This is a genomic window from Uliginosibacterium silvisoli (genome assembly GCF_036017035.1).
GTDB classification, from domain to species: domain Bacteria; phylum Pseudomonadota; class Gammaproteobacteria; order Burkholderiales; family Rhodocyclaceae; genus Viridibacterium; species Viridibacterium silvisoli.
Map to the genome: position 1 here is coordinate 189,012 of NZ_JAYXHS010000002.1, position 24,459 is coordinate 213,470.

Below are 24,459 nucleotides of genomic sequence, written 5' to 3' on the forward strand. Positions count from 1 at the left end.
AGTATGCGAATGGGCGCTCAGCGCAGCGCAAACGGTATTCGCTGCGCTGAGCGATTCCTCGATTAAGCCAGTGCGGTTTCGCGCGACGCCTCTTCAGCCTCGCTATACCGATTCGCCGGAACCGGCAGTCCCAGGTTTGCACGCAAGGTTTCCCCATCGTACTCACTGCGCACTACGCCGCGTTCGCGCAGGATCGGCAGCACCTTGTTCACGAAGGCGTCGAAGTTGGTTGGCGAGGAGATGCGGAAGTTGAAGCCATCCACGGCACCGCCCTTGTACCAGCGTTCGATTTCGTTGGCGATGGTGAGCGGTGAGCCCACGAAAGGAGAAGGGCGTGCGGCGAAGCGCCAGGCGGTTTCGCGCAGGGTGAGTTTTTCTGCAGCGGCGATGCGCTTGATGCGATCTGCCGAGCCGCGGTAGCCGTTCGAGCCGAGGTTGCCGACATCGGGAAAGGGCGCGTCGAGATCGTATTGCGAGAAGTCGTGGTAGTTGAACGGGCGACCGAGCTGCACGAGGGCCTTCTTCAGATCGAGCTTGCCGAACTCTGCATCGGCGATGGCCTGTGCTTCTTCGTCGGTGTCGGCGATGACGGGTACGAGGCCGGGGAAGATCAGGATGTGATCCGGATTGCGGCCGGCAGCAGCGGTGCGCTGCTTGATGTCGTCATAGAAGGCCTTGGCTTCTTCGAAGTTTTCCTGATTGGTGTAGATGCCTTCCGCAACCTTGGCGGCGAGGTCGCGGCCGGTGTCGGAATCGCCTGCCTGGAAGATGACGGGCTGGCCCTGACGCGAGCGCGAGATGTTGAGCGGGCCGGTGACGGAGAAGAACTCGCCCTTGTGGTTGAGCGCGTGCAGCTTGCTCTTGTCGAGGAACACGCCGCGTTCCTTGTCGCGCGGGAAGGCGTCGTCTTCATACGAATCCCACAGGCCTTGCACGACCTTCACGTGCTCCAGCGCGCGGGCATAACGCACTTCGTGATCGATGTGCTCTTCGCGACCGTAGTTGCCGGCCGCGCCTTCGAGACCGGTGGTCACCACGTTCCAGCCTGCACGGCCATTGCTGATCAGATCGAGCGAGCCGAACTGGCGCGCGACGTTGTAGGGCTCGTTGTAGGAAGTGGTAAGCGTTGCGACGAGGCCGATCTTCGAGGTGGCACCGGCGACGGCCGACAGCAGGGTCAACGGCTCGAGGCGGTTGAGGAAGTGTGGCGCGGTGTCGGGCGTAATGTAGGGGCTGTCGACGATGAAGACGAGGTCGAACTTCGCGGCCTCAGCCTTGCGCGCATTCTCGCGATACCAGTCGATGTTGACGCTGGCGTCGCCGGGCAGGTCGGGGTGGCGCCATGCGTTCTGCGTAGTGCCGACGCCGCTGAGAATTGCACCGAGTCTGAGATATTTCTTGGCCATGATGTGCTCGCAATCGAAGAGGTGGGTGATTGTCGTGATGCCAGTGCCGCGTGTGCAGCTGACAGTCTGGAGGCGCTGGCGTGTGCTGTGACACCGCGTGCCGCTCCGTTGCAAGCAATTCTAGGGACGCGTTCCGGTGCTATCCAATATTTGTTTATTGCATGTTAATGAATTGTCTTCATAAACAAAACGCATGATATGTCTGGCATCAAGGCGCGGGTGTGGATTGCAGGCCTGCCTCGTTGCCGGGCTTGCCGGCAGGTATCAGATCGTAGAAGCCCGAGATGCGTAGCTTGACCGTGATCGGATGGTCGGACTGGTTCTGCAGGAACCAGCCGTGGATGCCGTCGAAGGGCGCGCGCAGCGAGCCGTTGGCCTGTAGTCCCGTGGCCTGGCGATAAGTGGCGACCACGAGGTTCTTCGATGATGTCGTGGCTGGCGCCGGGACATGGCCGTGAAAGTCGTAGTAGAACTCCTCGGCGTTATCGAGGCCGACGACCTGCCAGCTATAGATCAGGTCGGCGCCTTTCTTCAGGTGCACCTTGTATTCGAGTTCGTCGCGATGGGCGTTGTCGCCGCCTGCGGCGAGTGGAATGCTCAGCGTGTCGCTGCGGAAAGGCGTTGCGTACTCGTTTGCCTGGCCAGCTTGTGCGGCGTTGTTGGCGACAGATGCGGCGGGCTTGGCGGACAGGCGCGACAGTCCGCTCCATTGGCCGAAGCCGAGCGGGTCGCGATCGAACTCGGCTGGCAATACCACGCCCGCCAAAATGAGCCCGCCGGCTGCGAGTGCAACGACTGCAAGCGTAAGTACACGATGACGTGGCAGGGTGGGAGATGGGTATGTCATGTCAGATCCGGAGCTGTGTTGCGGCGGTGAGCTGGTAGCCGAGTAGCACGACACCGGCCGTCAGCACGAGCGTATTCGTGGCGATGGCCGAGCCGCTGAAGCTTGTGCGTTGACGCCATAGCGCGAATACGCCGAGCAAGGCGATGAGGGCGAGCAGTTGCCCGAGCTCCACGCCGACATTGAAGGCCAGCAGGTTCGGCAACAGGCCCTGCGCAGACGGTTGCAGCGATTGCAGGCTGGTGGCGAGGCCGAGGCCGTGAATTAGCCCGAAGGCCGGGATGACGATGCGGTTGTCCGGTTGCCAGCCAAAGGCACGGAAGCCGCCGAGATTGTCGAGCGCCTTCCAGATGACCGAGAGTGCGATGAAGGCGTCGACGACGTGTGCGTTGAATTGCCAGTGTAGGTACACGCCGAGCAGTAGCGTCAGCGAATGGCCTAGCGAGAACAGCGTGACGTAGAGCAGGACCTGGCGGGCACTGAACACGAAGAACAGCACGGCGAAGATGAATAGCAGGTGGTCGTACCCGGTCAGCATATGGCGCGCGCCGAGGTAGGCGTAAGGCAGGGGATCGAAGCCGGCCGTGCTGGCGACGAAGCCTGCGTCGCGCGAGGCGAAGCCGTGGGCCGATGCGGCGCTGGATAACACGCACGCGGTAATGATCGCCACCAGCGCGCGCCACGCGTGTTTCGTCATCAGAACACGAAGCCGATCCAGCGGCCCGCGGCGACGATGCCGACCCAGAACACCAGCGAGAAACTGCCAGCCCAGCGCGCACCTGCGGGCGGTTTCGGCGCGGTATCCCACTCTGCGACGTCACGATAGGTGCGCAGGTGGAACCACAGCATGTTGATGCCGGCCGCGATCAGCAGCGCGATCTTTATGCGGAACGGGATGTTGCTGTAGTACTGCACGGCCTTCGACGAGAACAGCAGGGCGCCGCTGATGATGGCCACGGCGAATGCCAGCCAGGTCCATGGCAGGACTTCGCGCGCAATGCTGCTCACGGCGCGTCGCACGGATGCCCAGCCGAGCAGGCGCAGATCGACAATGGCGATGCTGCCGACGACGAGCGAGAGTGCCAGCACGTGGATAGTTTCGATGGTGGGGAACAGCCACACGGATTCGCCGATGGCAGTGGCAAAAGCCGTGTCCTGGAGTTGCTGCAGCAGTTCGGTAGGGAAGCTCATGGTCAGTGCCTCATCAGAGATCGAGGAAGTAGGCGATCCAGCGGCCGGCAACGACGATGCCAACCCACAGCAGTAGCGAACTCGCGCCGACCAGCTTGGCGCTGAAGGTTGTCGGGATGGCAGCTGCATCGCCTGGAGCCTGGCGTTCCCAGCCCGCCGGATTGCGGTTCAGCCGGTACTGCACGACACCGGTGAGCAGCAGCACGAGCAACAGCAGGAACAGCTTGGCGAAGAAGATGGGGTTGGTCAGCTCGCGCGCCGGCTCGGCGATGATGAGGATCAGCCCGGTGAGCGCGAGCCCCGGCACAGCCCACCACACCCAGGGCAGGAATCGTCGTGCGACATCCGCAACGGGTTGGCTGCGCGCGGCGAAGCCGAGCAAGCGCGCATTGAGCAAGGCGACTGATGCGATGAGGGCAGCGATCAACAGGATGTGCAGCGTCTGCACCGAAGGCACGACCCAGGCCGCGCTCTGGATGCCGACGCTCAGCGGCGTGGTCGACAGCCAGTCGGAGAAATGCTGGAGGGATTGGATGGGTTGGGGCATTCATTTTCTCCTTTTCAGGCGAACAGGTCAGAAGCTGCGCATGGCCTCAAAAAATGTCCGTCATCCCGGCGAAGGCCGGGATCCAGTACCGGACGTGCAATCCGGATCCCGGCCTTCGCCGGGATGACGAGCTTGTGAGGCATGTGCCGCGTTTGTGGCGCCTGTGCGCGCTTCCTGAATCGTGAACAGGCCCTCAGGCATACACGCGGGTAATGATCCAGAAGGTGCCGAGCCCGACCAATGCCGATGACAGCACGTCGGTCACAAGCGCTCGTGGCAGCGCCAGGCGGGCACGCACCAGCAGTGTCGTGAGGCCGAGCATCAGGGCGACGATGATCAACTGGCCGGACTCCACGCCAAGGTTGAAGCCGACAAGTAACTCCGCGAGGCGACCACTCGGCAGCTTCATCTCGATCAGGTCGGTGGCGAAGGCGAAGCCGTGGATGAGGCCGAAGACCAGCGTGACGACGAGGCGTATCCATGCCGCGTCCTGCACTTGGTTCGACAGCAGCAGGTAGCTCGCTGCGAAGATTGCTGCGCCGATGAGCAGCGGTGCGGGCAGCAGGCCGAAGCCGGCGAACTTGAGCACGGCCAGCAGCAGGAGCGAGCCGAATGCGGCGATGGCAACGATGCGTGGCTTGCCCGATGCGGCGATGATGTTCTCTGCCCCGATCAGGCCGATGGTCAGTGCGATCAATACGTCGATGAACTCTGCATGTGGGCGGAACACGCCGGTGACGGCGAGCGCCAGCGTCGCACTGTGGCCCAGCGTGAAGCCGGTAATGACGAATGCAAGATCGCGCAGCTTGCGCGAGATCAGCACCAGCCCGAGCAGGAAGGCGATGTGATCCGGCCCGGTGAGGATGTGCAGGACCCCTTGCCAGATGTACTGGAAGAAGCTCGCGTTCTGCAGTGTGCTGGCGCTGCCTTCGCCGCCGATGGCGATGTCGCGATGATCATTGCTGATCAGCTGTTCGACGAAGCCAGCATCGCCATTGCGGATGCGCGCGTAGGTCACGTGAGACGGCACGAGATCGAAGAAAGCGGAGGAGTGCAGGGTGATGTCCGCTTCTTTGTTTCCTTCGTTACTCTCGCAGTTGAAGGCCAGCTCGAAGCGGCGGAAGCCCTTGCTTGCTGCAATCGCGCGTGGTGCCTTGCTCACCGTGCAAGCATGCTCGCCTGCGGTAGCCGACACGTGCTCGGCGAGGTAGCTGGCGACGCGCGCATCGGACGGCACGCCGCCCTCGCCGAGGCGTGCGGCTTCCACATCGGGTAGGGTGAAGCTCGCGCTGACGCTGTGCCCGTTGATTTCCCAGACCGAATAGCTCTCGCTGCGGGTGTGCGCGGACGCCGTTGCGCCGAGCAGCGCCAGGCCGAGTATCAGCGCAATGCGTACCAGGGTGCTCATGGCTGCGCAGCCTTGCCGCCGTCTGCCAGTTTCACCGCAGGTGCGCGCACCTCCACGTCTGCCTTGCCACGCAGGAAGCTGACGTATTCATCCTGTGCTGCCTTCAAGGTATCGCGGCGCAGATCTCCTGCAACAGTCTGCCGTGCCTGTTCGAAAGTCTGCGGCATGGGTGCATCGCGTTGCACGACGACCAGGAGATGCACGCCATCGTCGGCCACGGCGGGCGCGCTGATATCGCCACTCTTGAGCTTGCCCAGTTCTGCGAACAGCCTGTCACCCAGCGCGCCTTTCAGAGCCACATCCGGCAACGCTGCCTTGCCGCCGTCGCCCAACTCCTTCAACCCGAATTTCGCCGCGACGCGCTCGATCGGCGTCCCTTGCTTGAGCGCGTGTACAACGGCCTGCGCATCGGGCTGTGCGCCGGCATTGGCGGGGAGCAGCAAGTGATGCAGGCGCGTGGCTCCCGCGCTCACATAGCGCGCGGAATGGCGCTGGAAATAATTGTGCAGTTCAGACTCTTCCGGTTGGCGCGACAGCACGTCGGCTTCCGTCTGCAGATTGACGCCTGCAACCAAGGCCTCGCGCACACCTGCGTCCGAATTCTGCAGACTGACTTCGATGCCACGCTGTACCAGCAGCTCTTCGGCAATCATGCTGTCGAGCACCTCCTGGCGCTGCGCAGCTGTCGTCTTGTCGAAGGGCTCGCCGGTCAGCACCTCTACCTGCTTGCGGAAATCGCTCTCGAGAATCTGCCCCTGGTTGACGCGCGCCACCGCGCCTTCCGGGATGCCGCCATTGGCATTGCTGCCGGCAGTGAACAGGCTGAACGCGGCGATGCCCAGCCCGAGAGTTGCACCAAGCGCCAGCAGGGCGAGTGAGCGGCGTGGGGAGGCTTGCCGCACGCCCCGCAAGATGCCGGCGGCGTTTTCGGCCGTGTCCGGTGCAAGTGCTGCAATGTCTTCTGATTTCATGGCTGCCCCCCCCTTTTTCGGCCGACTATTTGGGTGCGGCAACGGGCGCAGAGCCCGCATCTGGCGTGGCTGTCGTCAGCACTTCACCGGTCTTGATGTTGGTGACCTTCTTGAACTGCCCGCCAGGCTCGCCATTGCGCAGCGGGTTGATCTCCACCGCCACGCGATCACCGGGCACCAGCGAACGCTTGCTCCAGCCGATACGGCTGAGCGGACCGGGGCTGGTCGACAGCTCGATGCTCCACAGCACGCCTTCCTTTTCGCCGGCTTGCGGATCGCGGACCACCCACAGCAACACGTGCGGGCTGGTCCATTGGAATTCCTTGACCGTGCCGGTCAGGGTGAAGGGCTTCGACGGGTCATACATCGCGAAGGAGTGATGTGCGACGCTGGCTGGCATGTGTGTGGCAAGCAACAGGCAGGAGATGACGGCAAGCAGCGTTCTGGATGAGCGGGTCATACGTGTTCAGTTCCGGAAAAGTGGCGGGAAGATGGATCAGCGGTCCAGCGCGCGGGCGGTAGGCAGCGGCGCACCGCCGGCCTCCTTGGGAATCTCGACCCAGACGTGATTGCCCGTCTTCGGATCGACCCTGGCGTAGAAATCCCCCTGGCGGCAGGAGGCCTCGACGATGTCGTCGCGTCGCTCGCGTGAGCGCAAGAAAGACTTGGTGATCTTCCACGGCTCCCTGAGCACATGCGGCGCATGGACTTCGAGGTCGATATTCAAGCGATCCTTTTCGACCAGGTGGATGCGCTCGATGATGTGCACGTCGCCATTGTTGGGAATGCCAACGGCCTGCCCGATCGGGATGTAGGTCTGCGGATGGATGCCGACGGTATCCACCACCAGCGTGTCGCCCTCCCACTTGCCGATGGAGTGCCCGTTGAAGGTCAGGTCTGGATCTTCCGGGTGAGGGCGCCCATCGGTGTAGATGCGGCGCGTGCGGTTGCCATCGAACTCATTGAGGAGGGTGACGCGCCCCGGCGTGAACAGGAACTCGCTCGAATTGAGCGTCATGACCACGAAACTGGGCATGCCTTCCGGCAGGCAATCGATGTAGATGTTGTTCGGCTTGCCGGCCTTCTCGAGGGCCTGCTGCTCGGCGATGTACTTCGCGGCCTTCTCGTTCCATGGCGGAACGGCCTTGCCCGCAAACGGCGCGTTCACATGCTTGCGATCGGGCAGCCAGACGCCGCTCCAGTCGGGCAGCTTCGAGATGTCGGCCCAGTCTTTCGCTGTCGGTGCGGGGTTGATGCCCGGCGTGGGGGCATCTGCAGCGCTTGCTGGGGGGATGGCCACGCCCAGGCTGCCAAGCAGGCTGGCAACGAGTGCCGTGCGGATGAGTCTTCTGTGTGATTGCTGCTTCATGGCTCTCTCGGAAACGATGTTCGAGCCAAGATTAATCAGTGATTAATTATCACGCCAACACATTATGTTCATAAACAACTTGCAAAACACGCATAGTGAATTTTGCGCAGATGTGCAGGGTTTTTGTGGTTTTCGGTGCCGTTTTCTTGCCGACGGAGCGTCGGGCGGAGCGTCTGCCGGAGGGGAGGTCTCGCAGGTGGGGTCAGGCCTGTACGAGGTCGCGCCCGAAAGCTTCTGTCACGAGTTCCGCGAAGCGATCTACGGGGGCTTGCAAGCTGCCCAGGCGTTCGCGATGCACCAGCCACAGGTCGATGTTCTGCTTGAAGTCGGAGACGCTCAGGACATCGAGCTTGTCGCGGTAGGTGCTGTAGGCCAGCAGTGGTTCGGGCATGAGGCCGAGGCCGAGGCCGCGCGAGACGAGTTGCAGTTGCAGTTCGCGCCCGAAGGTATCGGAGACGACGCGCAGCGGTAGCCCTTGGGCGGCCAGCAGGCGTTGCAGGCTGGCACGGAAGCCGCAGCCATCCGGGTTGAGTATCCAGCCCGCACTATGCAGATCTGACAGCTTGGGCGAGCGCTTGGTGATGGTGTCTTTCGCAGCAACGATGACCAGCTTGGCGCGCGCGAGCGAATGCGCGACGGCGTGCCGCGGCGCGAGGCGGTTGGATGGCATCAGCACGGTCGCCGCATCGAGCTTGCCTTGCTCGACTTTCTCGACGAGCACGTTGCCCCAGTCCGTAGAGAAGTTCGTGTCGAGATCGGGATAGGTCTTGTTGAGCGTCTGCAACAAGTTGCTCAGCAGGATGTCGCCCAGCCCTTGCGTGAGCCCCAGGCGCAGGCCGCCGGCGGGGGCTGTGTCTTGCGTGGCCAGTTCGCGCAGCGCCTCGACTTCACTCAGCACGACACGACATTGTTCGTAGACCAGCAGCCCGGCAGCCGTTGGCTTGGGCGGCTTGGTGTTGCGGTCCAGCAGTACGATGCCCAGCGCTTCTTCGAAGCTCTGGATGCGGCGCGTGATGGCGGGCTGGGTGAGCGACAGGACTTCTGCCGCCTGGCTCAGTGACTGGCAGCGCACTACGGCTTCAAAGGCTTCGATATCGTCGATTTTCACGGCAGGCGTCCAGTAGGGTCATGCGCAAAGCGAATCGCAGGCACGGAACATCATGCGTGCAGCTCGCATTGTGCCGCAAAGCGTCGTGTGCCGGAAACGGCGACGGCTGGAGGTGGGTGGAGCTGCGAGACATGCAAACCTGCCGTGCTGTGCCTGACTCATGAGGACAAACCGCCGCTTGATTGTGCGACTGCCTGGCAAGCTGGTAGGAATCTTCGTCATTCCCGCGAAGGCGGGAATCCAGCGACTTCGCTCTGCTGGAACACTCACACCAAATCCAACGCCACTGGATTCCCGCCTTCGCGGGAATGACGGATCTGGAAGGATTGGTTGTTCACATGCGCAGTTGGGTCGATCGCCGGGAATGCGTTGTTGAAATGAAAAAGCCCGGCCTGTGGCCGGGCTTTTCACTTGCACATCACCCCGATCAAGCCGGCGCGAGTGCCTTTTCTCCAGCCTGCTTGCCGATCAGCTCACGTGTCAGCGGGATCAGGTCGCGACCATACGCCACCGCATCTTCGAGCGGATCGAAGCCACGGATCAGGAAGGTTGTGATGCCGATCTTGTGATAGTCGAGCAGCGAGTCTGCGACTTGCTCTGGAGTGCCTACCAGCGAGGTGGAGTTGCCCTTGGCGCCGAGCAGGCCGGCGATGCCGGTCCACAGGCGCTTGTCGAGACGCGAGCCTTGCGCTGCGGCTGCGAGCAGGCGCTTCGAGCCTTCGTTCTGTGGCTCGCCCTTGCGTGCGGTGTCATTCTTCGAAGCGAGTGCGCGGGCGCGTTCGAGATAGTCCTCGGCGCGCGCCCAGGCCTTCTCTTCGGTGTCGGCGATGATGGGGCGCAGCGACAGAGAGAACTTGATCGTGCGGCCATGCTTTGCGGCTTCGGCACGTACGCGGGCAACGATCTCGGCAACCTGCTCGTAGGTCTCGCCCCACAGTGCGTACACGTCGGCGTGCTTGCCGGCGGTGCGGATCGCTGCATCAGACGAGCCGCCGAAGTAGATCGGCAGGTGCGGCAGCTGCGGTGACTTCACTGCCGAGAAGGCCTTGTCGAACTGGTAGTACTTGCCGGCGTAGTCGAACGGCGTCTGGCTGGTCCATTCCTTACGTACGACATCCAGATACTCGTCGGTGCGCGCGTAGCGGTCGTCCTTGCCGATGTAGCTGCCGTCCGCCTTGAGCTCTTCGTCGCTGCCGCCGGTGATGATGTGCACGGCGATGCGGCCACCGGTGAGCGAGTCCAGGGTAGCGAGCTGGCGTGCAGCGAGCGTCGGTTGCGTGAAGCCGGGGCGGTGGGCGATGAGGAACTTGAGGTTCTTCGTCACCGATGCCGCATGAGAAGCGATGAGGATGCTCTCCGGCGAATTGGAGTTGAAGGCGACGAGTGCGCGGTCAAAGCCGGCTTCGTCGTGGATGCGCGCAGCGCGTTCGATGTGTTCGCGGTTAAGGGTCGGGCCGCTGCGCTCGATGATTTCGGAGCCGAGATTGCTGCCGACGTAGCCGATGAATTCGATGCTCATGTTGATACCTCAAAGATGGTTCAGGTTTGCGAATGCAGATCAGGCTGCGACTGCCGACAGCGCGCGCACTTGCTCGACGATGGCGTCGGCCTCGCTGCGCACCAGCCAGTCCGGCGAGACTTCGACGAAGCGCACGACGCGATCTCGGTCGATGAGTACGACGGTCGGTTGCGGCAACTCCCAGGTCCCAGTACCCGTTGTTTCGCCGATGCCGCCACCCTTGGCGAGCGAGGCCTTCTGCGAGGCTTCGTCGTAGGTGTAGAGGATGCCGAAGCGACGACCGAGCGCGTTGTCGCGGTCGGTGGCGACGAGGAAGTTCAGGTCGTGGCGGCGCTTGATCTCGACGAGACGCTCAGGCACTTGCGGGCTCACGCCGACCAGTGTGGCGCCAAGTTCCTGCAGTGCCGGTGCGAGCTGGCGCTTGTAGTAGGGCAGGGCGATGTTGCAGGCGGGGCAACCGGCGAAGCGGAAGAACACCAGCGCGACCGGGCCCTTGGCGAGTAGCTCGTCGAGCACCAGCGTCTTGCCATCCACTTCCTCGAGACTGAAGTTGTCGAGCTTCTGCCCGACCTGCACGTGCTTCGATGGCTCGTAGTTGTCGATGAGGGTCTGGCGCTGGTCGATATTGACCTGCAGCACGGCGGGCTCCCAGCTGGCTACGCGTTCGGCATGCAGGTTGGCGAGCAGTTGTCGCAGAGACTCTTTTGGTGTGCTCATGGTGTTCCCTTTCAGTGGTGGTGCTCAGTGGGGTGACGAGGTCAAAGGTGTTGGCCGGTTCAAAGAGGAAAGTGGCAAGCCACGGCATGCGCGCTATTGACCGCCGCAAGCTCGGGCTGCTCGTCACGGCAGCGCTGCGTGGCCGCAGGGCAGCGCGTGTGAAAGCGGCAGCCGGAGGGTGGATTGGTCGGCGATGGAATCTCGCCAACAATCGGAATGAACTCGCGCCGCCGTGTCGGGTCGGCAATCGGAATCGCCGATATCAGTGCACGTGTGTAGTGGTGAGCTGGCTGCGTGAAGATCTCGTCGGCCGGGCCTACCTCGACGAGCTTGCCGAGATACATCACGCCGATGCGATCCGACACATGGCGGACGACGTTGAGGCCATGACCGATGAACAGGTAGGTCAGCCCGAGCTGTTCCTTGAGGTCTTGCAGCAGGTTGATGACCTGGGCCTGCACCGACACGTCGAGCGCCGAGACGGCCTCATCGGCCAGTACGAATTTCGGATTGAGCGAGATGGCGCGCGCGATGCCGATGCGCTGGCGCTGGCCACCTGAGAACTGATGTGGATAGCGGTCATAGCCGGAAGGGTCGAGACCGACGCGTTGCAAGAGCTCCTCGACGCGGCTGCGCTGCTCGGCCTTGCTCAGGTGCTCGTGTACGGCCAGCGGCTCGCCGATGATGTCGCCGACCGTCCAGCGCGAATTGATCGAGCCGTAGGGGTCCTGGAACACCATCTGCATATTGCGGCGTACTTCCTGCAGCTCCTTGCGGGGCAGGCGCGTGATGTCGTCGCCGTCGAAAATGACCTGGCCCTGCGTGGGCTTCTCGAGTTGCAGCAGCACGCGCGCCAGCGTCGATTTGCCGCAGCCCGACTCGCCGACGAGGCCGAAGGTCTCACCCGCTTTGATCTGGAAGCTCACGCCATCGACGGCGCGCACGGCTTTGCGTGCGCCGGGCCATCCGCCCTTGATCGGGAAGTGCTTCTGCAGCGAGATCACATCGATCAGCGGTGGCCGAGGCTTCGTGCCGTTCGGGTCGGAAATGCGACGCGCAATGGCGGAGAAGTCGATCGAGCCGAATCTGTTGCGGGCCGCTTGCATGCCGGCTGCACGGCTCGCCGGCGAGCTGGTCAGGTCGTCGGCGGTGGATGCTGTCCGTGACAGCACGTCCAGCGCTGGCAGCGTTGTGTGATGCCAGCACGCGACTTCACGCAGCTTGCCGTCGATTGCAGAGACCTGCAGTGCAGGTTCGGCCGACACGCACTGCGCCGACGCATGCGGGCAGCGCGGATGGAAGCGGCAACCGGAAGGCGGCGCCGACAGGATGGGGATCGAGCCTTCGATGGAGTAAAGACGTTTTGCGCGAACTTCACCGCTGCCAACCACCGATGCCAGCAGGCCTTGCGTGTAGGGATGGGCCGGCTTGCCGAACAGGTCTTCGACACTGGCCTGCTCGACGATGCGGCCGGCATACATGACGACGACGCGGTCGGCGATCTCGGCGGCCATGCCCAGGTCGTGCGTGATGAGCAGGATGGACAGACCTGTCTCACGCTGGATCTCCTGCAGCAACTTGAGGATCTGCGCCTGGATGGTGACGTCGAGCGCGGTGGTCGGTTCGTCTGCAATGAGCAGCTCCGGGTCGCAGGCCAGCGCCATGGCAATCATTGCGCGCTGACGCATGCCGCCGGACAGCTCGTGCGGGTACTGCTTCACGCGCAGTGCCGCATCCGGGATGTGCACGCGGTCGAGCAGGCGGATGACATCCGTCATCGCGTGCGCACGCGGAATCTTCTTGTGGCGCACGATCACTTCGGCGATCTGTTCACCGATGGTGAACACCGGGTCGAAGGCCGTCATCGGCTCCTGGAAGATGATGCCGATGCGGTCGCCACGCAACTCGCTCATCTCGCGCTGCGTGAGCGAGGCGAGGTCGCGGCCATCGAAGCGGATCGCGCCCCTGGTGATGGCACCGTTCTTGAACTCGATGAGGCGCATCACCGACAGTGCGGTGATCGACTTGCCACTGCCGGATTCGCCGACGAGGCATACCGTCTCGCCAGCGGCAATTTCCAGGCTGACCTTGTCGACGATCTGCAGCGCGCCCGCGTTGTTGTGGACGTCGATGGCGAGATCGTTGATTTTCAGGAAGGCGTCGCGTGCTGCGTTCATTGCTGGTCCGGTGCTATTGGTCAAGGCGTGAGTCAAATTTCCGGCCGAGGGGTCAGCCAATACGTTTCTGTGGATCGACGCGGTGGCGCAACTCGTCGCCCAGCAGATTCACGGAAACGACGAGGGCGGTGATGGCGAGGCCGGGGAAGGTGGCGATCCACCAGGCGATGCTCAGGTAGCTGCGGCCCTGGCTGAGCAGGAAGCCCCAGTCGGGCCGGTCGTCGATGATGCCGAGGCCGAGGAAGCTGAGGCTGGAGCCGATCAGGATGGAGCTGCCGACACCCAGCGTGGCCATCACCAACATCGGCGACCAGCAGTGCGGCAGGATGTGCTTGAAGAGGATTGCAGCCTGCGAGGTGCCGATGGAGCGAGCGGCCTCGACGAAGGGCCGGTTCTTGATGGCGATGACTTGCGAGCGCATGACGCGTGCGTATCGCGGTACCGAGATCAGGCCGACGGCGATGATGGTGTTGGTGAGGCTGGCGCCGAGCGCGGTCGACACGACGATTGCCAGCAGGATGCCGGGTACGGCCAGCTTGATGTCGATGGCGCGCATCAGCACACCATCCACGTATGAACCAAGGTAACCCGAAGCGAGGCCGATCAGGCCGCCCAGCGTGCCGCCGATGAAGACGGCGAAAGCGCCCATCAGCAGCGACTGGCGTGCACCGTAGATCAGCAGGGTCAGCACGTCGCGGCCGAACTGGTCGGTGCCGAGCAGGTGCTGGGCGCTCGGTGCCTGCAGGATGGATTCGATATCCATGTCTGTCGGGGCGAAAGGCGCGAGCAGGTCGGGTACCGCTGCGCAGACAACCAGCACGCCGACGATGAGTGCGGGAATCAGCAACGTCCAGTCGCTTGCCCAGCCCCTGAGCCATGCAGGGCGCTGCGGAAGACGCAGTGTCCATTTGCGCGGTGCTGCAAGCGTGCCTTGCGCATCCAGAACGCCGACGTTGCCAATCGCGATGTCGATTGCACGATCCATGAGTCAGTTCCTCCCTGATGCGGCTTCAGTTCCTGATGCGTGGATCGATCCACGTATAGGAAATGTCGACCAGCGTGTTGATCATGACGAAGAAGATGGATGCAAAAAGAATCGCCCCTTGCACCACGGGAATGTCCTTGACGCCGATGGCCTCGACCAGCGTGCGGCCCACGCCCTGGCGTGCGAAGAGGGTCTCGACGACGACCGATCCGGACAGTAGCTCGCCGACGAGAATGCCGAGCAAGGTGATGGCGGGAATGAGCGCATTGCGCAGCACATGGCGATAGAGCACGTTGGGTTCCAGCAGGCCCTTGGCGCGCAGCGTGGTGACGAACTGCTCGTTGAGTACGTCCAGCATGCTGTTGCGCACCATGCGCGTCAGGCTGCCCGAGGCAACGAAGCCGAGGCAGGCCGCAGGCAGGATGAGTTGCGCGAATGTGCCGTTGCCGATAGCAGGCAACCATTGCAGCGTGACCGAGAAGATCAGGATGAGGATGATGCCGAGCCAGAAGGAAGGCATCGAGGTGAAGAACAACGTCATCGACTGGATGGCCTGATCGATCCAGCGGCCGCGATTGACTGCCGAGATCACGCCGAGCAGCACGCCGGAAATGATGGCCACCGAGCAACCCAGCAGGGTGAGTGACAGCGTCGCGGGGAATTGCGCCCACAGCCGCTCGAACACGGGTTGCTTGCTGGTGTAGGAGCGGCCGAGATCGCCATGCAGCACGCCGGAGATGTAGCTGAAGTACTGCTCTGCCAGCGGCCTATCGGTGCCAAGCTGTTTCTGGACACGCAGGATGCTTTCGGCCGTGGCGTTGTCACCGGCGACCAGCACCGCAGGATCGCCCGGCAGCCAGTAGAGAATCAGGAAGACCAGCGTTGTCGCACCCCAGATGACGAACAGGGCTGAGAACAATCGGCGTATGAGATACGACAACATGCTGGCTCTCCTCAGTCGACCCGGCTCGACAACCAGACGCCCTGGAATTCAGGGAAGCCCTGTGCGTCGATGGTCAAGCCGTTGACATCCTTCGTCGTGCCAATGGCATACAGCAGGACATAGACGGGAATCGTGTAGACCTTGTCGACCAGTTTCCGCTGGACCTTCTTGTAGATATCGGCGCGCTTCGTGGCGTCGTTTTCCTTCAGGCCGTCCTTGAGCCACTGCGTGATTTCAGGGTCGTCGATCTTGTATCCGGATGTCTTGGCGCGACCTTCCGGGCTAAACAGGCGGCGCAGCACATCGGGGTCCGGCGCGAACTGGCTGCCGGCACTCAGGTCGTATTCGAGGTTGGCGATCTTGGTGCGATAGGCCCCGGCAGGCTGGCTGTCGATGGTCAGCTCAAAGCCAGCCTTGGCAACGTGACGACGCACAAGCTGGATTACATCGAGACGCTTTTCGCGATTTCCCTGCGTGTCGATGAAGCTCACCGTCAGACGCTTGCCGTCCTTGACGCGGATGCCGTCCTTGCCAACGACCCAGCCCTTCTTGTCGAGGATCTGCTGTGCTTGGGCGAGATCGGGTTTCCACGATCTGTAGAGCTCCTTGTCTGCCGAGCCGAAGAGAGAGGGGGACAGTTGCGCCCATGCGCGCGGGGCGCTGCCGAGGTAGATCACCTTGACGATGGTGTCGATATCCAGGGAGGCGCGGAAGGCGCGACGAATGTCTTCGTCATTCCAGGGCGCCTTGGCAACATTCAGGGCGAGCCCGTAATTGTTGTTGAGCAGTTCCTTGAGGTACACGCGGTAGTTCGGATCGTTCTTGAAGAGCACGAAGTTCTGCGGCGGAATGCCATCGATGGCCTGCACCTGATTGCTCTGCAGCACGGCAACGCGGGTGGATTCTTCCGGCACGTTGCGGAAGGTGAGCTTGTCGAGATAGGCCGGGCCCTGGTGGGTCGCAGTAACCGGTGCCCACTTGTAGTCAGGATTGCGCGCGAGTTTGATTTCCGTGCCTTGCTGCAGGCTGACCAGTTTGAACGGACCGGTGCCGACCGGGTTCAGCGCGTAGGTGTCGCCATACTTGGCAATTGCGGCGGGCGAGCTGATGCCGGATGTTGTCTTCGACAGATTGCGCAGCAGCGGCTCGAAGGGTTCGCTGAGCTTGATGCGCAGCGTGGTGGCGTTGACCGCTTCAGACGATTCGTAAGGGCCCAGATCGATCAGGGCCGCAAGTGCGTTCTTCGGCTCCTTGATGCGATCGAGGTTGAACTTCACCGCAGCAGCGTTGAAAGGCGTGCCGTCGTGGAACTTCACGTCCTTGCGCAGCTTGAAGGTGTAAGTCTTGCGATCTGGCGAAACCTCCCAGGACTCCGCGAGCCATGGCCCGACGGTCTGGTCCTGCTTCAACACCACGAGGCTGTCGAAGATCGAGCGGAAGACGCGGTTGTGTGGCGCGAAACTGGAGTTGGCCGGGTCGAGGATGAACTCGCTGACTTGCGCGCCATCCAGGCCGAACACCAGTTCGCCACCCGTCTTGGGTGCAGGAGCGCCTGAGGATGCTGCTGCCGTTGCTGCAAGAGCTGCGGTACTCGTCAGCGCGGCCATCAGGCCCAGCGCCACGATGCTCGCGCGCACCGGATATCGCAAAGCCGTGAAAAAAATCTTCTTCATTTGAAACCCACTCCCTTTGATATCGCTTGCGTGATTGAGGTACTTGCTGCGGTGCTTGCCGATGCATCGCACTGCCTGAATCCGGACGTCATAGCAGGACGTGTGCCATGACGCCGCGAGCCTGGAACGCCCGTGTTTCGTGATGCCGGCAACCGACAGTCCCTGATGCACTGCCTCTCGCGAAACAGGCGCACGGAGCAGGTGTTGAATTCGGAGCAGCGGATATGAGGGCCTTGTGTCGTCATGTCAGCGGCCGGCGATCGAGCGATCCCAGAGGTTCGGGAGTCGAGAATTGGAGTAACCGGAAATGAAGGTCTTCGGCGTGCCGTCGGGTGCGAACACGGAGCGCGACACGCCGCCGATGTTGGCGCCGTAGACGTGGATGCTGATCGAGGTGCGATCGCTGAAGGCATTGCTCACGCGATGGATGTCGCCCACGGTGGGTGACACGGTTTCCACCGCGCCGCGTTCGAGCCGCTCAAGGTGGCCGTCTTCAATGAGATTGCCTTGATCAAAACGGAAACGCTGCCCGTCTTCAGCGCCACGCAGCACGCCGATAAGACCCCACACCGTGTGGTTGTGGATTGGCGTGCTCTGGCCCGGGCCCCACACGAAACTCACGACAGAGAAGCGCTCGCGCGAATCCGTGTGCAGCAGGTACTGGCGGTAGCGCTCGGGGTCCGGCTGCGCGAAATCCTCCGGCAGCCAGTCGTCGACGGCGACGAGCTTCGAGAGCAGGGCTCCGCCGTGTTTCAGTACATCTGCTTCGCTGGAGTGGGCATCCAGCATCTCCGCGAAAGACACCACGAAATCACGCAAGCGCTCAATGCGTGGCGCCGCGTCTGGCGTTGCATCGTGCACGCTTGCGCCAACAGGGGCTTCTGCGATCTGGCTCATGGCTTGATCTCCTCGGCAACAGGGCGCGGCAGGGCGCGCGCCAGCGTGAACACTTCTTCCATGCGCCAGTGCTGGTTGCTGTATTGCGGATCAGCACTCCATTCGTCCCAACCGGAGTCGCGGCGGAACTGGCCGAGCAGGCCGGCGTCGAGCACCTGTTGTGCATCGACCGCGACAGCACGTTCGATCTCTGGCTCGACATAGATCGCGTCAGCCTTGCAGTAGAGCTCGCACATGAAGCAGGTCTCGCAATCGCTCTGGCGAGCGATCACGGGCGGCTGGTCGGGCAAGGCGTCGAAGACATTGGTGGGGCAGACGTCGACGCAGCGCGAGCACTGCGTGCAACGGTCGGAGAAAATCAGGGCGATCATGCTGCGATCTCTTCGTGAGACTGTTGAGGCGTCTGGGCATCTGCGCGCGTCCAGACCTTGTCGAGTCCGCCGGTCAGGATGCGATGCGCGAAGCGTTCGTCCCGCTGCGGGGCATCCGTACGCCGATGCATGCCGCGCGTTTCCTGCCGCGCCAGTGCGGCGCTGTAGCACCAGCGGCCGGTCGCGACGAGCGCCGCGATTTCGCGCTGGCGTACCGCATTCGTGGCTGCATTCCGGCCGCCATCGCGCACTGCTTGCCATAGCTGGTCGAGTACCTGTAGCGAGTTCAGCAAGACAGGCGCGCTGCGGAAAATATTCTTGTCATACGGCAGCATCTCGCCTTGCACGCGACGAATGACTTCATCCGTGTCGATGCGATCTTCGGCATGCGCCGGACGCAAGCCGGCACCGCCGATGGCCTCGACACTGCGATCTGCGCGAATGCCGAGCCCGCGTGCGCGGCGCGCTGCGGCACGACCTGACCATAGGCCGGATGACAGGCCCCATGCCGAGTTCTGGTTGCCGCCGCCGGAGATTGCCCCCGCGATCAGTTCGCGCGTAGCGGCATCGCCTGCGGCATAGAGGCCCGACACCGTCGTCTGGCAATCTTCATCGGCAATGCGCAGGCCACCCACGCCGCGCACCGTGCCTTCGCCACGCAGCTTGACTTCGAAGCGCTGCGTGAAAGGGTCGATGCCTTTGCGCACGAAGGGCAGCAGGAAATTCGGCGAGATCTGCGGCAGCTGCTGACGCACGTGCTCGGGCATGCGGTCGAGCGAGCAGAAGACAGGCCCGGCCAGCATGGCGCGCGCCAATACCGCTGTCGCTGGTGGGCCCATCGGCACCGACAGCTCGCGGCCACTCGCATCGAAGTAACGCGCGAAGGCGTAGGACATCGAGCGCGTCATCGACGAGTACGCGGGCGACACTGTGTAGTAGGCCGAGAGCTCCATGCCGGACAGCTCCGCCCCGGCCTCGGCAGCCATCAGGTAGCCGTCGCCGGTGTTGTTGTTGGCGCCGAGCAGGGGCGAGAGGAAAGCGCAGCCACCGGTAGCCAGCACGACGGCACCGGCGCGCACCGCCCAGCTCTCGTTACGCTGGCGATGCACGCCACGCGCGCCGGCGACCGAGTCGTCGGCATGCAGCAGCAACTCAAGTGCCGGGCTCTGGTCGAGAATCTGCACGCCGAGATCTTCGGCCAGCTTGCGCATGGCACGCAGGTACTCCGGCCCGCGCAAGGAGCGATAGATGGTCACGCCTTTGTCATTCTGCGGAAAGCTGTAGTAATCGCCGAGTGTCGGCAGCGTGTTCCAGGTCTTGTCGATGATGCGAGCCATCCAGCGCGGGTCGGCCAGGCCTTCGCCTGCTTCCGCGCGCTTGTCGATGGCTTCCTCGCGCTGCGCGGGTGGCACCCACCAGTGACTCGGGCCGGCCGCAGCGGTCACGCCGCTGGTGCCGAAATAACCCTTGTCCGCGAGGATCACACGCGCACCTTCACGCGCCGCACCGACGGCTGCCCATGCCCCCGCAAGGCCGCCGCCGATGACCAGTACATCTGCTTCGAGATACGAAGATGAGAACGACACCCGGCAACTCCCGATCAGTCGTTCTTCGGCGCGCGCACGCGCTGCGGAATGTGATCGCTGCCGATCAGCACGCGCTCCATCAGGCGCGGGAAGTCGCCGTAGTTCTGGACCGCATAGTGCAGGCCTGCACGGTTGTCCCAGAACGCGACCGAACCCGGACGCCACTTGAAACGCACCTGGTATTCAGGGCGGTTGTATTCGAGCAGCAGCTCGGCGAGCAGCTTGTCGCTTTCTTCCTTCGACCAGCCCACGATGGACGGGTTGAGCGAGAAGTTCGGGAACAGGATGGTCTCGCCCGTGTCCGGGTGGGTCAGCACCAGCGGGTGCGACACCAGCGGGTACTTGTGATCGACCTTCGCCAGACGCTTCTGGTAGTCATGCACGACGTACAGGTTGTCGATCTTCTCCTTCAGCTCGTCCGACAGGCCTTCATACACCGCTGCGCCATTGGCCCACAGCGTGTCGCCCCCCACTTCTGGAATGCGTACGGCGCGCAGCACGGCACCCAGGCCGGGCGTCAGTTGCCAGCTGGTATCCGTGTGCCAGCGACCGAAGCGGATGTCGTACTCCTCGCGCGCGGCCTGAGCCGAGATCTGGTGCGCAACCTTGGCTTCCGTGTTGATTTTCTTGGAGGTGACGTGCTCAAGCAGTGGGCCGAAGTTGAGCGCAAAGGCTTCCTGCTGTTCGTAGGTGATGAACTGGTCACGGAAGAACAGCACGCGATGCTTGAGCAGCAATTGGTACAGCTCGTCGCGAACCGCTTGCGTCAGTGGCTGGCGCAGATCGATGCCGCTGATCTCGGCGCCGATGCGTGGTTCGATCTGATTGACGATCAGCGATGACGTACTGGCTTGTGATACTGCGCGTTCAACTACCTCGGACATGATTTGCCTCCACACGATGTTGGGAATGCAAGCACCGGCGTGCGTCAGGACACGTGTTCTTGCGTGAGAGGCAGAATAGAACCTGGATGAAAATTACCAAACAACATTATCGTGATAAGAAGTCATGCAATTTGTGCATAACAAGACTTCCCGCCGGCGCGTTCATGCGCGCTGCTTTCTTCAGCTGAAAGCCTGATATGAAAAGCACGACTTCTTCGTTTGGCTTGGTTCGTGGCCGAATCACAATCCGTTCATCGTGCGCGGTGCGCAATTCACAGAAGAGAAGTTCATGAACAGGAAAAATTCCCTTGGCCGGCTGGTCGCCAGCGTGCTGACGCTGGCTGCGCTGCTGGCCCCCAGTGCTCAGGCTGCTGACGAAACCGTACGCATCGGCTACCAGAAGTCCTCCACGCTGACGCTGATCGCCAAGACGCGCGGCACGCTGGAGAAAGCGCTCGCGCCGCTGGGCGTGAAGATCCAGTGGGCGGAATTCACATCGGGTACGCCCCTGCTCGAGGCCGTGAATGTCGGCAGCATCGACGTCTCTGCCGACGTGGCAGACACGGTGCCGGTATTCGCCCAGGCCGCGGGCGCCCAGCTGACCTACCTCGCGCTGGAGACACCTTCGCCTGAAGCGCAGGCCATCGTCGTGGCGAAGAACTCGCCGATCACGAAGTTGACCGATCTCAAGGGCAAGCGCATTGCCGTCACCAAGGGTGCGGGCGTGCATCTGCTGATCACCAAAGCGCTGGCCGGAGTAGGGCTGTCGCTCAAGGATGTCGATCTCGCCTACCTGCAACCACCAGATGCGCGCGCTGCATTCGAGCGCGGTTCGGTCGATGCATGGGCCTTGTGGGACCCGTTCTTCGCCGAACTGCAGAAGTCTTCTGAAGTGCGTGTCATCGCAGATGGCAAAGGCATCACGCCTTATCAGCGCTTCTATCTGGCCGCGACGAGTTATGCCAACAAGCGTCCGGATGTGCTGCAGGCCTTCTTCAATGACATCGCGCAGACCGGCAAATGGGCCAAGCAGAATCCGAAAGCCGCGGCCGACCTGATTGCTCCATTGATTGGTACCGATTCGCCCACCGTGGAGCGCGCCATCGGCCGTCGCAGCCTGGATGTGCGTCTCGTGAAGAACGATGTCTTCGAAGAGCAGCAGAAGATCGCTGATACCTTCCTGAGCCTCGGCGTGCTGCCGTCGCCGGTGGTCACGAAGAACGCATTGCTGTGGGCGCCGAAATAATGTCGATTGGCACACGCTCCACACAGGAAGTCCGCGAGGCGCTGATCGCGCGTCGCGAGATCGCATTGCTCGACGTGCGCGAGGAAGATCCACACGCACAGGCGCATCCCTTGTTCGCGGCAAACCTGCCGCTGTCGCTCCTTGACCTCGACGCCTATGCGCGTCTGCCGCGGCGCAATGTGCCTATCGTCGTGCTTGATGACGGCGAAGGCCTCGCGCCGCGCGCTGCTGAGCGTCTGGTGCAGCTTGGCTACACCGATGTGAGTCTGCTCGATGGCGGCCTCGCCGGTTGGCGCGCAGCAGGCGGCGAGATATTTCGCGACGTGAACGTGCCGAGCAAGTCCTTCGGCGAGCTCGTGGAATCCGTTCGGCATACGCCATCGCTTTCCGCTGAAGAAGTGCAGGCGCTGATCGACAGCAAGGCCGATGTGGTCGTGGTCGATGCGCGCCGCTTCGACGAATACAACACCATGAGCATCCCGAGCGGCATCAGCGTGCCGGGCGCGGAGCTGGCGCTACGCATTCGCGATATCGCGCCGAACCCTGCGACGCGCGTCATCGTCAATTGTGCGGGCCGCACGCGCAGCATCATCGGTACGCAGTCGCTGGTGAACAACGAGATTCCGAATCCCGTATCAGCACTACGCAACGGCACAATCGGCTGGACGCTTGCCGGACAGAAGCTCGAGCACGGACAGCAACGTCGCTTCGGTGAAGTCTCCGCCGATAATCATCAGGTCGCTGCACACAAGGCACGTTCGCTCGCTGATCGCGCAGGCGTGCTGCGCGCAAGCCTCGGCAAGCTCGAACGCTGGCGCGCGGAGACCGAACGCAGCCTGTACCTGTTCGATGTACGCACGCCGGAAGAGTACGCAGCAGGTCATCTGCCGGGATTCCTGTCGACGCCCGGCGGCCAGCTTGTGCAGGAGACCGAGATGGTCGCACCGGTACGTGGTGCGCGCATCGTGCTCGTCGACACCGACGGCGTGCGTGCCAACATGACGGCGTCGTGGCTCGCACAGATGAACTGGGACGTGCACGTGCTCGACGAGGTCAACGCGGCACTATTCAACGTGACAGGTGCTTCTCCACGCAGCCTGCCGGACGAAGCTGACGTGACCAGTGTCGCGACAGTCGGCGCTGGCAAGCTGGCGACATGGCTCGACAAGGGTGAGGCCGTGGTCGTTGATCTCGGGCCGAGCGCGCAGTACGTCAAGCGTCATGTACCCGGCGCATGGTTCGTGCTGCGCTCGCAACTGGCGGAAGGCATCCAGCGCGTACGCAAGGCACCGCGTGTGGTGCTGACGTCCACCGACCCGGAGCTCGCATGCTTCGCTGCGCGCGATCTGAAGGCTTCGGGCGGGCATCAGGATGTGCATGTACTCGAAGGTGGCAATGCCGCGTGGTTCGCGGCTGGTCTGCCGACGGAAAGCGGAGAGGCGCGTCTCGCATCACCGCGCATCGACCGCTATCGCCGCCCCTATGAAGGCACCGACAACGCAGCCGAAGCGATGCAGGCCTACCTCGACTGGGAGTACGGCCTTGTGGAGCAGCTCGGGCGCGACGGCACGCACGGCTTCCGCGTGATCTGACGAGCTGAGTAGGGCAGGGCGACGAGCGTGCGGTGACGCGCGCTCGTCCGCAATCATCTGCACCGGCTGATCGCACACATGCGTCGACGCTTGCACCGCGAGCGGATGCGCTCGATCGCGGTGCTTATGAACGCTTATGAAAATTCCTGCTGGCTAATGGATATCTAGTTAGTTAGGAATGGCCGGAGGTTCTTGTACCTTCTGGGCCATCAAAAGTAGAGGTAACAGGGAATGGCTATTGTTGTTGCGTTGGCAGGTAGTCCCAGCGCGAAGTCGCGATCCAGCGGCTTGCTCAAGCGTGGTATCGAGTTGCTTGTTGAGTCGGGCGTCACTGTCCAGCAGTTCTCGCTCACCGATTTCGTCGCGGAAGATCTGATCTATGGGCGCTTCGACAGCCCCGCCGTGCAGGCCTTCAATAACGCGGTCAAGCACGCCGATGGCCTGCTGATCGCCAGCCCGGTTTACAAGGCCGCCTACAGCGGTGGCCTGAAGACGCTGATCGATCTGTTGCCCGAGCACGGCCTGGCCGGCAAAGTGGCGCTCAATCTCGCTACCGGTGGCAGCGCAGCTTTCACCCTGTCGCTCGATCATGCACTGCTGCCCGTACTCAACTCGCTCAAGATCAAATTCCAGGTCGGCGGCGTTTTCGCAACGGACCGAGACGTCGCCTGGCAAGTGGACGGCAGCTTCCACGTCGCACCTGATACCGAGGAACGTCTGCGCCTCGCCATCAACTCTTTCGTCAGCTATCTGCCACATCCGCTGAGCGCAGAGTTGGCACCCGGCAGACTGGTCGAGCAGATCCGCCAGGGGCGTATCAGCGTTTGATGTTGTAGTGCCCGGCGACGCGCCAAAGAAAAAGGACCTGGCCTTGCGGTCAGGTCCTTTCTTTATTGGTGGGCCCCCCGAGAGTCGAACTCGGCACCAACGGATTATGAGTCCGCTGCTCTAACCAGGCATGAGCTAGAGGCCCTTGATGCCTTTGTCATCGTGGATAGTGCTCACGGTGCTCAAGGCATCTTGAA

The 24,459-nt window shown here is 62.7% G+C and carries 23 protein-coding genes and 1 tRNA gene; 3 read left to right on the forward strand and 21 right to left on the reverse strand.

Annotated elements, in window-relative coordinates:
* Nucleotides 1–62: 62 nt before the first annotated feature.
* The 20 genes from VVD49_RS10450 to VVD49_RS10545 form a co-directional block, all read right to left on the reverse strand.
* The gene (locus tag VVD49_RS10450; RefSeq protein WP_327599123.1) at nucleotides 63–1,406 is read right to left on the reverse strand and encodes an LLM class flavin-dependent oxidoreductase; all 1,344 of its coding nucleotides are present in this window, start codon (nucleotides 1,404–1,406) and stop codon (nucleotides 63–65) included.
* A 208-nt stretch (nucleotides 1,407–1,614) separates the two neighbouring features.
* Nucleotides 1,615–2,253: a hypothetical protein gene (locus tag VVD49_RS10455; RefSeq protein WP_327599124.1), complete on the reverse strand. Its 639-nt coding sequence runs from the start codon at nucleotides 2,251–2,253 to the stop codon at nucleotides 1,615–1,617.
* A gap of 1 nt (nucleotide 2,254) precedes the next feature.
* Entirely contained in the window at nucleotides 2,255–2,947 is a 693-nt protein-coding gene (locus tag VVD49_RS10460) for a HupE/UreJ family protein (protein WP_327599125.1), read from the reverse strand.
* Nucleotides 2,947–3,441, reverse strand: a complete 495-nt coding sequence (locus VVD49_RS10465) for a DUF6644 family protein (RefSeq protein ID WP_327599126.1) — start codon at nucleotides 3,439–3,441, stop codon at nucleotides 2,947–2,949. Before VVD49_RS10465 ends, VVD49_RS10460 begins: the two co-directional genes overlap by 1 nt.
* A 13-nt stretch (nucleotides 3,442–3,454) precedes the next feature.
* Complete coding sequence (locus VVD49_RS10470) at nucleotides 3,455–3,988, reverse strand: DUF6644 family protein (RefSeq protein ID WP_327599127.1); 534 nt, start codon at nucleotides 3,986–3,988, stop codon at nucleotides 3,455–3,457.
* A gap of 193 nt (nucleotides 3,989–4,181) precedes the next feature.
* Nucleotides 4,182–5,396 (reverse strand): HupE/UreJ family protein, encoded by a 1,215-nt coding sequence (locus tag VVD49_RS10475; RefSeq protein WP_327599128.1) that lies wholly within the window; start codon nucleotides 5,394–5,396, stop codon nucleotides 4,182–4,184.
* A complete protein-coding gene (locus VVD49_RS10480) occupies nucleotides 5,393–6,367 on the reverse strand; it encodes a peptidylprolyl isomerase (RefSeq protein WP_327599129.1) in 975 nt (324 codons plus the stop codon). Before VVD49_RS10480 ends, VVD49_RS10475 begins: the two co-directional genes overlap by 4 nt.
* A 25-nt stretch (nucleotides 6,368–6,392) precedes the next feature.
* Nucleotides 6,393–6,827, reverse strand: a complete 435-nt coding sequence (locus VVD49_RS10485; RefSeq protein WP_327599130.1) for a DUF6152 family protein — start codon at nucleotides 6,825–6,827, stop codon at nucleotides 6,393–6,395.
* Nucleotides 6,828–6,863: 36 nt separating this feature from the next.
* Entirely contained in the window at nucleotides 6,864–7,736 is an 873-nt protein-coding gene (locus VVD49_RS10490) for a hypothetical protein (protein ID WP_327599131.1), read from the reverse strand.
* A gap of 202 nt (nucleotides 7,737–7,938) precedes the next feature.
* Nucleotides 7,939–8,844: a LysR family transcriptional regulator gene (locus VVD49_RS10495; protein ID WP_327599132.1), complete on the reverse strand. Its 906-nt coding sequence runs from the start codon at nucleotides 8,842–8,844 to the stop codon at nucleotides 7,939–7,941.
* Nucleotides 8,845–9,271: 427 nt separating this feature from the next.
* A complete protein-coding gene (locus VVD49_RS10500) occupies nucleotides 9,272–10,363 on the reverse strand; it encodes an LLM class flavin-dependent oxidoreductase (RefSeq protein ID WP_327599133.1) in 1,092 nt (363 codons plus the stop codon).
* Nucleotides 10,364–10,402: 39 nt separating this feature from the next.
* The gene (locus tag VVD49_RS10505) at nucleotides 10,403–11,080 is read right to left on the reverse strand and encodes a peroxiredoxin-like family protein (protein WP_327599134.1); all 678 of its coding nucleotides are present in this window, start codon (nucleotides 11,078–11,080) and stop codon (nucleotides 10,403–10,405) included.
* A 59-nt stretch (nucleotides 11,081–11,139) separates the two neighbouring features.
* Nucleotides 11,140–13,257, reverse strand: coding sequence for an ABC transporter ATP-binding protein (locus VVD49_RS10510; RefSeq protein ID WP_327599135.1), 2,118 nt, complete (start codon nucleotides 13,255–13,257; stop codon nucleotides 11,140–11,142).
* Between the two features lie 52 nt (nucleotides 13,258–13,309).
* Nucleotides 13,310–14,242: an ABC transporter permease gene (locus tag VVD49_RS10515; protein WP_327599136.1), complete on the reverse strand. Its 933-nt coding sequence runs from the start codon at nucleotides 14,240–14,242 to the stop codon at nucleotides 13,310–13,312.
* Nucleotides 14,243–14,267: 25 nt separating this feature from the next.
* On the reverse strand, nucleotides 14,268–15,185 hold the full coding sequence (locus VVD49_RS10520) for an ABC transporter permease (RefSeq protein WP_327599137.1): 918 nt from the start codon (nucleotides 15,183–15,185) through the stop codon (nucleotides 14,268–14,270).
* 11 nt (nucleotides 15,186–15,196) lie between these two features.
* Nucleotides 15,197–16,858, reverse strand: coding sequence for an ABC transporter substrate-binding protein (locus VVD49_RS10525; RefSeq protein WP_327599138.1), 1,662 nt, complete (start codon nucleotides 16,856–16,858; stop codon nucleotides 15,197–15,199).
* 246 nt (nucleotides 16,859–17,104) lie between these two features.
* Entirely contained in the window at nucleotides 17,105–17,755 is a 651-nt protein-coding gene (locus VVD49_RS10530) for a cysteine dioxygenase family protein (protein ID WP_327599139.1), read from the reverse strand.
* On the reverse strand, nucleotides 17,752–18,126 hold the full coding sequence (locus VVD49_RS10535; RefSeq protein WP_327599140.1) for a ferredoxin family protein: 375 nt from the start codon (nucleotides 18,124–18,126) through the stop codon (nucleotides 17,752–17,754). The genes VVD49_RS10530 and VVD49_RS10535 overlap by 4 nt, the downstream gene beginning before the upstream one ends.
* On the reverse strand, nucleotides 18,123–19,712 hold the full coding sequence (locus VVD49_RS10540; RefSeq protein ID WP_327599141.1) for an FAD-binding protein: 1,590 nt from the start codon (nucleotides 19,710–19,712) through the stop codon (nucleotides 18,123–18,125). The genes VVD49_RS10535 and VVD49_RS10540 overlap by 4 nt, the downstream gene beginning before the upstream one ends.
* Nucleotides 19,713–19,726: 14 nt before the next feature.
* On the reverse strand, nucleotides 19,727–20,596 hold the full coding sequence (locus tag VVD49_RS10545) for a TauD/TfdA dioxygenase family protein (RefSeq protein ID WP_327599142.1): 870 nt from the start codon (nucleotides 20,594–20,596) through the stop codon (nucleotides 19,727–19,729).
* A gap of 289 nt (nucleotides 20,597–20,885) precedes the next feature.
* On the opposite strand from VVD49_RS10545, the gene VVD49_RS10550 reads away from it, so the two are divergent.
* The 3 genes from VVD49_RS10550 to ssuE all read left to right on the forward strand — a co-directional run bounded on the left by VVD49_RS10550 (nucleotide 20,886) and on the right by ssuE (nucleotide 24,262).
* Nucleotides 20,886–21,842 carry an aliphatic sulfonate ABC transporter substrate-binding protein gene (locus VVD49_RS10550; protein ID WP_327599143.1) on the forward strand — a complete coding sequence of 319 codons (957 nt, stop codon included), beginning with the start codon at nucleotides 20,886–20,888 and terminating at the stop codon, nucleotides 21,840–21,842.
* Nucleotides 21,842–23,434, forward strand: a complete 1,593-nt coding sequence (locus VVD49_RS10555; RefSeq protein WP_327599144.1) for a rhodanese-related sulfurtransferase — start codon at nucleotides 21,842–21,844, stop codon at nucleotides 23,432–23,434. The genes VVD49_RS10550 and VVD49_RS10555 overlap by 1 nt, the downstream gene beginning before the upstream one ends.
* Before the next feature lie 231 nt (nucleotides 23,435–23,665).
* Nucleotides 23,666–24,262 carry an NADPH-dependent FMN reductase gene (gene ssuE, locus VVD49_RS10560; protein ID WP_327599145.1) on the forward strand — a complete coding sequence of 199 codons (597 nt, stop codon included), beginning with the start codon at nucleotides 23,666–23,668 and terminating at the stop codon, nucleotides 24,260–24,262.
* Nucleotides 24,263–24,328: 66 nt separating this feature from the next.
* Here ssuE and VVD49_RS10565 read toward each other — a convergent pair.
* A tRNA-Ile gene (locus tag VVD49_RS10565) sits at nucleotides 24,329–24,407 on the reverse strand.
* Nucleotides 24,408–24,459 lie beyond the last annotated feature (52 nt).

Bases quoted from the DNA above. Each gene is read 5' to 3' on its own strand.
- ssuE (WP_327599145.1), top strand. From the start codon at position 23,666: ATGGCTATTGTTGTTGCGTTGGCAGGTAGTCCCAGCGCGAAGTCGCGA.
- VVD49_RS10455 (WP_327599124.1), bottom strand. From the start codon at position 2,253: ATGACATACCCATCTCCCACCCTGCCACGTCATCGTGTACTTACGCTT.
- VVD49_RS10545 (WP_327599142.1), bottom strand. From the start codon at position 20,596: ATGTCCGAGGTAGTTGAACGCGCAGTATCACAAGCCAGTACGTCATCG.
- VVD49_RS10505 (WP_327599134.1), bottom strand. From the start codon at position 11,080: ATGAGCACACCAAAAGAGTCTCTGCGACAACTGCTCGCCAACCTGCAT.
- VVD49_RS10470 (WP_327599127.1), bottom strand. From the start codon at position 3,988: ATGCCCCAACCCATCCAATCCCTCCAGCATTTCTCCGACTGGCTGTCG.
- VVD49_RS10530 (WP_327599139.1), bottom strand. From the start codon at position 17,755: ATGAGCCAGATCGCAGAAGCCCCTGTTGGCGCAAGCGTGCACGATGCA.
- VVD49_RS10465 (WP_327599126.1), bottom strand. From the start codon at position 3,441: ATGAGCTTCCCTACCGAACTGCTGCAGCAACTCCAGGACACGGCTTTT.
- VVD49_RS10510 (WP_327599135.1), bottom strand. From the start codon at position 13,257: ATGAACGCAGCACGCGACGCCTTCCTGAAAATCAACGATCTCGCCATC.
- VVD49_RS10500 (WP_327599133.1), bottom strand. From the start codon at position 10,363: ATGAGCATCGAATTCATCGGCTACGTCGGCAGCAATCTCGGCTCCGAA.
- VVD49_RS10480 (WP_327599129.1), bottom strand. From the start codon at position 6,367: ATGAAATCAGAAGACATTGCAGCACTTGCACCGGACACGGCCGAAAAC.
- VVD49_RS10550 (WP_327599143.1), top strand. From the start codon at position 20,886: ATGAACAGGAAAAATTCCCTTGGCCGGCTGGTCGCCAGCGTGCTGACG.
- VVD49_RS10490 (WP_327599131.1), bottom strand. From the start codon at position 7,736: ATGAAGCAGCAATCACACAGAAGACTCATCCGCACGGCACTCGTTGCC.
- VVD49_RS10555 (WP_327599144.1), top strand. From the start codon at position 21,842: ATGTCGATTGGCACACGCTCCACACAGGAAGTCCGCGAGGCGCTGATC.
- VVD49_RS10460 (WP_327599125.1), bottom strand. From the start codon at position 2,947: ATGACGAAACACGCGTGGCGCGCGCTGGTGGCGATCATTACCGCGTGC.
- VVD49_RS10515 (WP_327599136.1), bottom strand. From the start codon at position 14,242: ATGGATCGTGCAATCGACATCGCGATTGGCAACGTCGGCGTTCTGGAT.
- VVD49_RS10450 (WP_327599123.1), bottom strand. From the start codon at position 1,406: ATGGCCAAGAAATATCTCAGACTCGGTGCAATTCTCAGCGGCGTCGGC.
- VVD49_RS10485 (WP_327599130.1), bottom strand. From the start codon at position 6,827: ATGACCCGCTCATCCAGAACGCTGCTTGCCGTCATCTCCTGCCTGTTG.
- VVD49_RS10525 (WP_327599138.1), bottom strand. From the start codon at position 16,858: ATGAAGAAGATTTTTTTCACGGCTTTGCGATATCCGGTGCGCGCGAGC.
- VVD49_RS10535 (WP_327599140.1), bottom strand. From the start codon at position 18,126: ATGATCGCCCTGATTTTCTCCGACCGTTGCACGCAGTGCTCGCGCTGC.
- VVD49_RS10475 (WP_327599128.1), bottom strand. From the start codon at position 5,396: ATGAGCACCCTGGTACGCATTGCGCTGATACTCGGCCTGGCGCTGCTC.
- VVD49_RS10520 (WP_327599137.1), bottom strand. From the start codon at position 15,185: ATGTTGTCGTATCTCATACGCCGATTGTTCTCAGCCCTGTTCGTCATC.